This is a genomic window from Frankia sp. AgKG'84/4, from assembly GCF_023242965.2.
Classification (GTDB): domain Bacteria; phylum Actinomycetota; class Actinomycetes; order Frankiales; family Frankiaceae; genus Frankia.
The window spans coordinates 1-5,725 of record NZ_JALKFU020000337.1; the positions used below are offsets into that span (position 1 = coordinate 1).

4 protein-coding genes are annotated in these 5,725 nt (G+C 76.0%); all 4 read right to left on the reverse strand.

Going from position 1 to position 5,725, the window contains the following annotated elements; all coding sequences use genetic code 11:
* A partial coding sequence (locus MXD58_RS18440) for an oxygenase MpaB family protein (protein ID WP_250609633.1) occupies positions 1–716 on the reverse strand: 716 nt, incomplete at its 3' end.
* Between the two features lie 214 nt (positions 717–930).
* Positions 931–1,749: a PASTA domain-containing protein gene (locus MXD58_RS18445; RefSeq protein WP_248837071.1), complete on the reverse strand. Its 819-nt coding sequence runs from the start codon at positions 1,747–1,749 to the stop codon at positions 931–933.
* A 126-nt stretch (positions 1,750–1,875) separates the two neighbouring features.
* Positions 1,876–4,884 carry a SpoIIE family protein phosphatase gene (locus tag MXD58_RS18450; protein ID WP_248837070.1) on the reverse strand — a complete coding sequence of 1,003 codons (3,009 nt, stop codon included), beginning with the start codon at positions 4,882–4,884 and terminating at the stop codon, positions 1,876–1,878.
* Between the two features lie 225 nt (positions 4,885–5,109).
* A partial coding sequence (locus MXD58_RS18455) for a helix-turn-helix transcriptional regulator (protein WP_250609632.1) occupies positions 5,110–5,725 on the reverse strand: 616 nt, incomplete at its 5' end.

Sequence of the window (5,725 nt, forward strand, 5' to 3'; positions counted from 1 at the left end):
GCGCCGGCCAGCGCGCTGTACGGCGGGCGGGCGGCCAGTGGCAGCGGCGCCTGGAGCAGCAGGTAGCGGGCCGCGGAGCGGGCCTGCGCTGTCCCCGCGAGTTCCGGCCGGAACTCCCGCAGGGCGTCGGCGAGCTGCGCCGTGGTGCGCGGCGGGTCGGGGATGGCCAGGCGCTCGGCGATGAACGCCGCGTCGGCGACGTAGCCGTCGCACTCGGCCGGGCTCAGCCGGTGGGCGCCGTAGCGCTGGTGGGCGGCGAGGAAACTGTCGATCTCGGCCACGTGCACCCAGCGCATCAGCTCCGGATCGGAGGCGTCGTAGGGTCGCCCGTCCGGGGCGAGGCCGCGCACGCGGCGGTGCACGGCCCGCACCCGCGCGACGGCCCGTTCGGCCTCCTGCGCCGGCCCGAACGTCGTCGCCGCCAGGAAGAAGCTGGTGCGCTGCAGGCGACCCCACGGATCGTGGCGGTAGTCCGAGTGCTGCGCGACCCCGGCGATCGCCAGCGGATGCAGCGACTGCAGCAGCAGCGCCCGCAGCCCGCCGACGAACATCGCCGCGTCCCCGTGCACCCGGCGGATCGGCCGGTCATCGGCGAACCAGCGCTCGCCCTCGGCGGAGAAGATCCGCTCCCGGCGCGCCGCGCCCTCGGGCCCGGCGACACGCCGCAGCACCTGGCCACCAAGCCAGTCCCGCAGCTCTGCGGCCTGCCCGGACATCCGTGCGTACGTCACCACCGTTCCATGATGCGCCGCCCCGACCGCGAGATGCCCCCCGGCAATCGCTGTCACCATCCGCATCCGGACGCGTCCCGCCCGCGGTCGGATCGCCGCCATTCGCCCCTGCCGTCCTCGACAACAAGATAATCAACGGTGTTGACGTGAGCCGGCCGCGCCGCGTGCCCGCGGACCGCGCCGCTCGCCGATCGGGCAGTCAGCCGACGGCCTCGTCGGTGGGCTCGGGACGCAGAACTCGGGCGGAGCGGGGGGAGGGGCCGGGGCGGCGCGGTTCGCGCACGCCGGCCGAGCCGCCGCCGCGGTGGAGCCAGAGGGTGACCAGGGAGCCGGCGGGGACGCGGGCGCCGGCTTCGGGGATCTGGGCGGTGACGACTCCCGGTGGTTCCTTGTCGACGCCTGCCTTCCAGTCCTGCGGCCCGGCGTCCGGCTCGGCGCCGACCAGGCCGACGCCGACGAGGCGATGGCGGGCCGCGTCCCAGGACAGGCCGATCACGTCCGGCACGGCAACCGACAGGCGAAGCATCCGCGCGGCCCGGTTGGCTCTCTTCGGTGGAGTCGGGATGCCGTCCGGATGCCGCTCGCGGCCGGCGAGCAGGCTCCGGGTGGCTTGGTCGACGAGGTCGGCGGCGATCGAGTCGAGGGAGCCGGCCGGCGTGGCGGGAGCATCGGTCGGCGGGGTCTCGTCGAGGTCGCGCCAGCGTTCCCAGGCGGACTGGCGGGTCACGCCCAGCCGGACGGCGATCTCCGTCCACGATCGGCGGCCCCGGCGCGCGCACCGCACGGCGTCCAGCTCGGCCTGGTCGAGCAGGCGGCGCAGAAGTCCGATGTCGGACAGTGCCGTCAGCGCCGCGTCGGCGTCCGTCATCCGCGCGCCCGCCGGGTCGGCGGATGGACCGCCGCGGGCCAGGTCGGGAGCGTCGGCGGGGGAGGCCGCCGAGGATGATCCGTGCCACCAGGCGTCGAGGCGCCGCCAGGCGCGGCGGGCTTCCTGCCAGGGACCGGTGCCGTCATCCATGGCCGTCAGGATAGCCTGACAGTCGCCGGCCTGCCGGGGTCTCGCCGAGCCAGGGGCCACCGCGGCCATCGGCGGGGCCGGGTACCCGCAGAGGATCGCCGAGCCGGATCCCGGCGGTGGCGTCGGTCAGCGCGGCGGTGCGCTGAAGCGTACGGCGAGCAGCGCCGTGTCGTCCTCATGGCCGGCGGAGCGGCCCAGGGCCGCCAGCGCCTGGTCGCAGATCTCGTCGGGATTGCTGCCGGCGGTAACGCAGGCGCGGAGCTGGTCCATGCCCTCGTCGAAGGGGCGCGCCCGGTCCTCGACGAGACCGTCGGTATAGAGCAGCAGGGTGCTGCCCGGTTCGACGGTCAGCTCCGTTTCGGGGTATTCGGGCAGGCCGGCGCTCAGCGGCGGCCCGGGTTCGACGGGCACGTACCGGGCCGGCCCGCGCGCGGGGATCAGCAGCGGGGGCAGGTGTCCGGCGGAGGCGACGACGAGCCGGCCGTCCGCAGGGTCGTACACGGCCACCGCCGCGGTGGCGGTACGGCTCTGTTCCAGCCGGCAGGCCGCCGCGTCGAGCAGGGTGAGCACGGCGCCGGGACTGGCCTGGTCGATGAGGTGCGCCCGCACGGTGGCGCGCAGCTGGCCCATGGCCGCCGCGGCGTGGATGCCATGGCCCATCACGTCGCCGATGACCAGGGCGACGCGGGCGTCGTCGACGGGCAGGACGTCATACCAGTCGCCGCCGACGAGGGCGCCGGCGTTGGCGGGCAGGTACCGCCAGGCGACGGAGAGGCCGGGCACCTGCGGCAGCTGTTGGGGCAGCAGGCTGCGCTGCAGGGTCACGGCGGTGCCGCGTTCCTGCTCGTACTGGCGGGCGTTGCCGATCGCCACGGTGGCCCGGTCGACGAGTTCGGCGATGACGCGATGGTCGTCGTCGGCGTAGACCCGGCCCTCGGCGGCGACGAGGGAGACCGCGGCCACCGGACGCCCGCCGAGCACCAGCGGCAGCGCGAGGCGGGTCCCGTCCGGCGAGCGGGCGGGTCGGCCGGTGCGCAGCGCCTGGGTCATCCCGTGCCGGTCGGGCACGAGCCGGCGGATCGGCACCGTCTGCCGCACCTCACCACCCTGTGCGGGCAGCGAGTCCAGCCCGGAGGACGGCCCCGTCGGCGCCCCGCCACCACCCGCCGCGCCGGGACCGTCCAGGCCCAGGCCCCTGGGGTCCACATCAGGCTGGCCCAGGCCCACCGGGCCCAGCCCGGGGAGGCCGAGGGCGCCGTGGTCGGCGGCGGCGGCCCGGGCGGGCGGCGCCGTGTTCAGGTCGGCCCGGTCGGCGGCGGCGACGACCTGCACGCCACCCTCGTCGTCGACCCGGCACGCCGAGGCCCGCATCGCGTGCCACGGTACGAGCAGGCCGACGAGATGCTCCAGGATCCGCGAGGTGTCCAGGGTGGAGGTGAACAGGTCGGTCGCCGCGGCGAACAGGGTGGTGCGCTCCCGGGCGGCCCGCTCGACGAGGAACAGCCGGGCCCGTTCCAGCGCCAGGCCCGTCTGCGCCGCCAGCGCCTGGACGAACGACCGCTCGTCGTCGTCGAACAGCCGCGGATGGTCGAAGGAGAACCGCAGCGCCCCCAGGGTCCGTTCCCCGGAGAACAGCGGGAGCACACACATCGCCACCGCCGTCGGCTCCAGCTCGGCGAGGTCGGGGTAACGGGAGTCGCGCTCCCGGCGGGACTCCAGCCACACCGGCTCGCCGGTGCGCAGCGCGTCGGCGGCCGGCAGCCGGTCGGTGAGCCGTTCCGCTCGCAGCGCCGCGACCATGCTCTCGCCGTACCCCACCGAGCCGGGCACGGCCATCCGCCCGGCCCCGTGCGGGATCAGCAGGACACCGCCGGCGGCAGCGAGCACCGCGGCACCCTCGACGACGACGGTGGCGGCGACCTGTTCGGGGGTGGTCGCCCGGGCGAGCGCGGCGGTGACGCGCTGCAGCCGGGCGGCGCGTTCCGCGGTGCGCTGGGCGCCGACGACGACGTCGAGGGTGTCGAGCAGGTACTGCTCGAAGCTGCGCGCGAGGACCGTGCCCCGGCCGCGTTCGGCGGCGTGTAGCTGCTCCACGAGCGAGCCGATGTACCAGCGCCGGAACGCCACATGCTGCGGCGGCGACTCCACCGTCAGCAGCCGCGCGGCCCGGGCGTAGTCCTCGATCTCCTCCAGCGCGGCGAGGTACCGCTCTGCGTCGTCCGCCGCGCTCGGCGGGAGCACCAGTTCCAGCGGCGTGCGCGGATGACCCGCCGCGGACGCCGCCAGCGCCTGGCGTTTGATCGCCTGCCGCGGCCCGGAGAATCGCGTCGTCACCGTCGTCAGCAGCTCGCCGAGCCGTTCGGGCACCGCGGAGCTCGCCCCCGACGCCGCGCCGCCGACCGCGAGGGTGAACTCGCGGACCAGGCCGTCGACATGGTTCTTCGCGGCCAGCAGCAGGTCGGTGGGCACGTCCCCGAGGCGGACGAGATGCCCGGGGGAGGACAGCGGCAGCCCCGGTACCGGCACCGTGGCCTGCGCCGGCACGGACGACGACGCCAGCGAGGGCATGGTCGACAGGGTCGGCGGGTTGGGCATGGTCAGCCCGCGGATCCCCGAGAGCCCCCTGATCTCGGGCGCGACCGCGTCGGACTCGCCCGCCTCGACGCTGCCGGCCGGCCCGGTGTCGCCTTCACCGCGGAACTCCGCCCAGACGATCTTCCCGGTGGGGGTCGGATCGACGCCCCAGCGGCTCGATGCCGCCGCGACCAGCGCCATTCCCCGCCCGGTCAGCCCCTCGCCGCCGACCGGCGGGCGCACCGGCACGATCCGGCTGGCGTCGGCGACCTCCACCCGCACGGCCGCCGCACCGGTGATCACCCGAACCTCGACCGGCGCCACGCCGTGCAGCAGCGCGTTCGTCGTCAGCTCACTGACGACGAGCTGGACGTCATCGCTGAGCGACTCCCACGGGCCGCCGGCGAGCTCGTGCGCCGCCGCCCGGCGCACCCGCTCGAGCCCACCCGAACGGCCCTCCAGCCGGATGACGGTCATCCCGCCGCCGACCGCCACGTCGACCTGACCCGACCGCGCAGCCCCGAGGCCGTCGTTCGCGGCGGGTTCGATGAACCCGTTCACCCTGACCGGCCTCCCGCCCGGCCGACCACCCACGGTGCCGGCCAACGATGACGCCCGACGAGACGCGGCCTGCTGAACTGGGCCTGCGCGACACCGGTGCCCGCCGAGACACCTGTGCCTTGCGAGACGTCCAGGATGCCAGACTAGCCGCGCGCGACCCGCCCGTCCGGCCCGACCGGGGGTGTCCCCAAGCGCCGCCGCCGCACCGGCGCGGCCCGGTCACAGTCACGGCATGCTCTGCGCCGCGGCGGAGGTGGTGAACAGCTCGCCGATGGCGCGGATGGTGGTGAGCAGCTCGGGGGGCTCGACGACCTCGAACGGGGCGCCGACGATGCCGAGCAGCATCGCCGCCCACGCGGGTGACGCCGCCTCCATCCGCACCCGGCAGCTGGTCGCGTCGATCGCCTCGACCTGCCCCCAGCCGCCGACGACGGCGCCGACCTGGCGGGCGGGGGCGGCGATGACGGCGAGCACCTGATGGCGGGGCACCGTGCCGTCGACGCCGCGGCGGACATAAGCGGCGGCGTCCTCGTCCGGCAGCGGGCGGGCAGGGAACCGGCGCCCGCTCGTCGTGGGGGCGCTGATGCGGTCGACGCGGAAGGTGCGCCAGTCGTCGCGGTCGAGGTCGGCGGCCAGCAGATACCAGCGCCCGCCCAGGGCGACCAGGCGGTACGGCTCGACGCGGCGGGCACTGTCCGCACCGGTCCGGTCGGTATAGGCGAAGCACAGCTCCTCCTGCGCCTGGCACGCCGACGCGAGCGTCGTCAGAACCGCCACGTCGACCCGGGGCCCGGCCAGCGGCGCCGGCACCGTGTACGCGGCGACCGCGTCGACCTGGTGG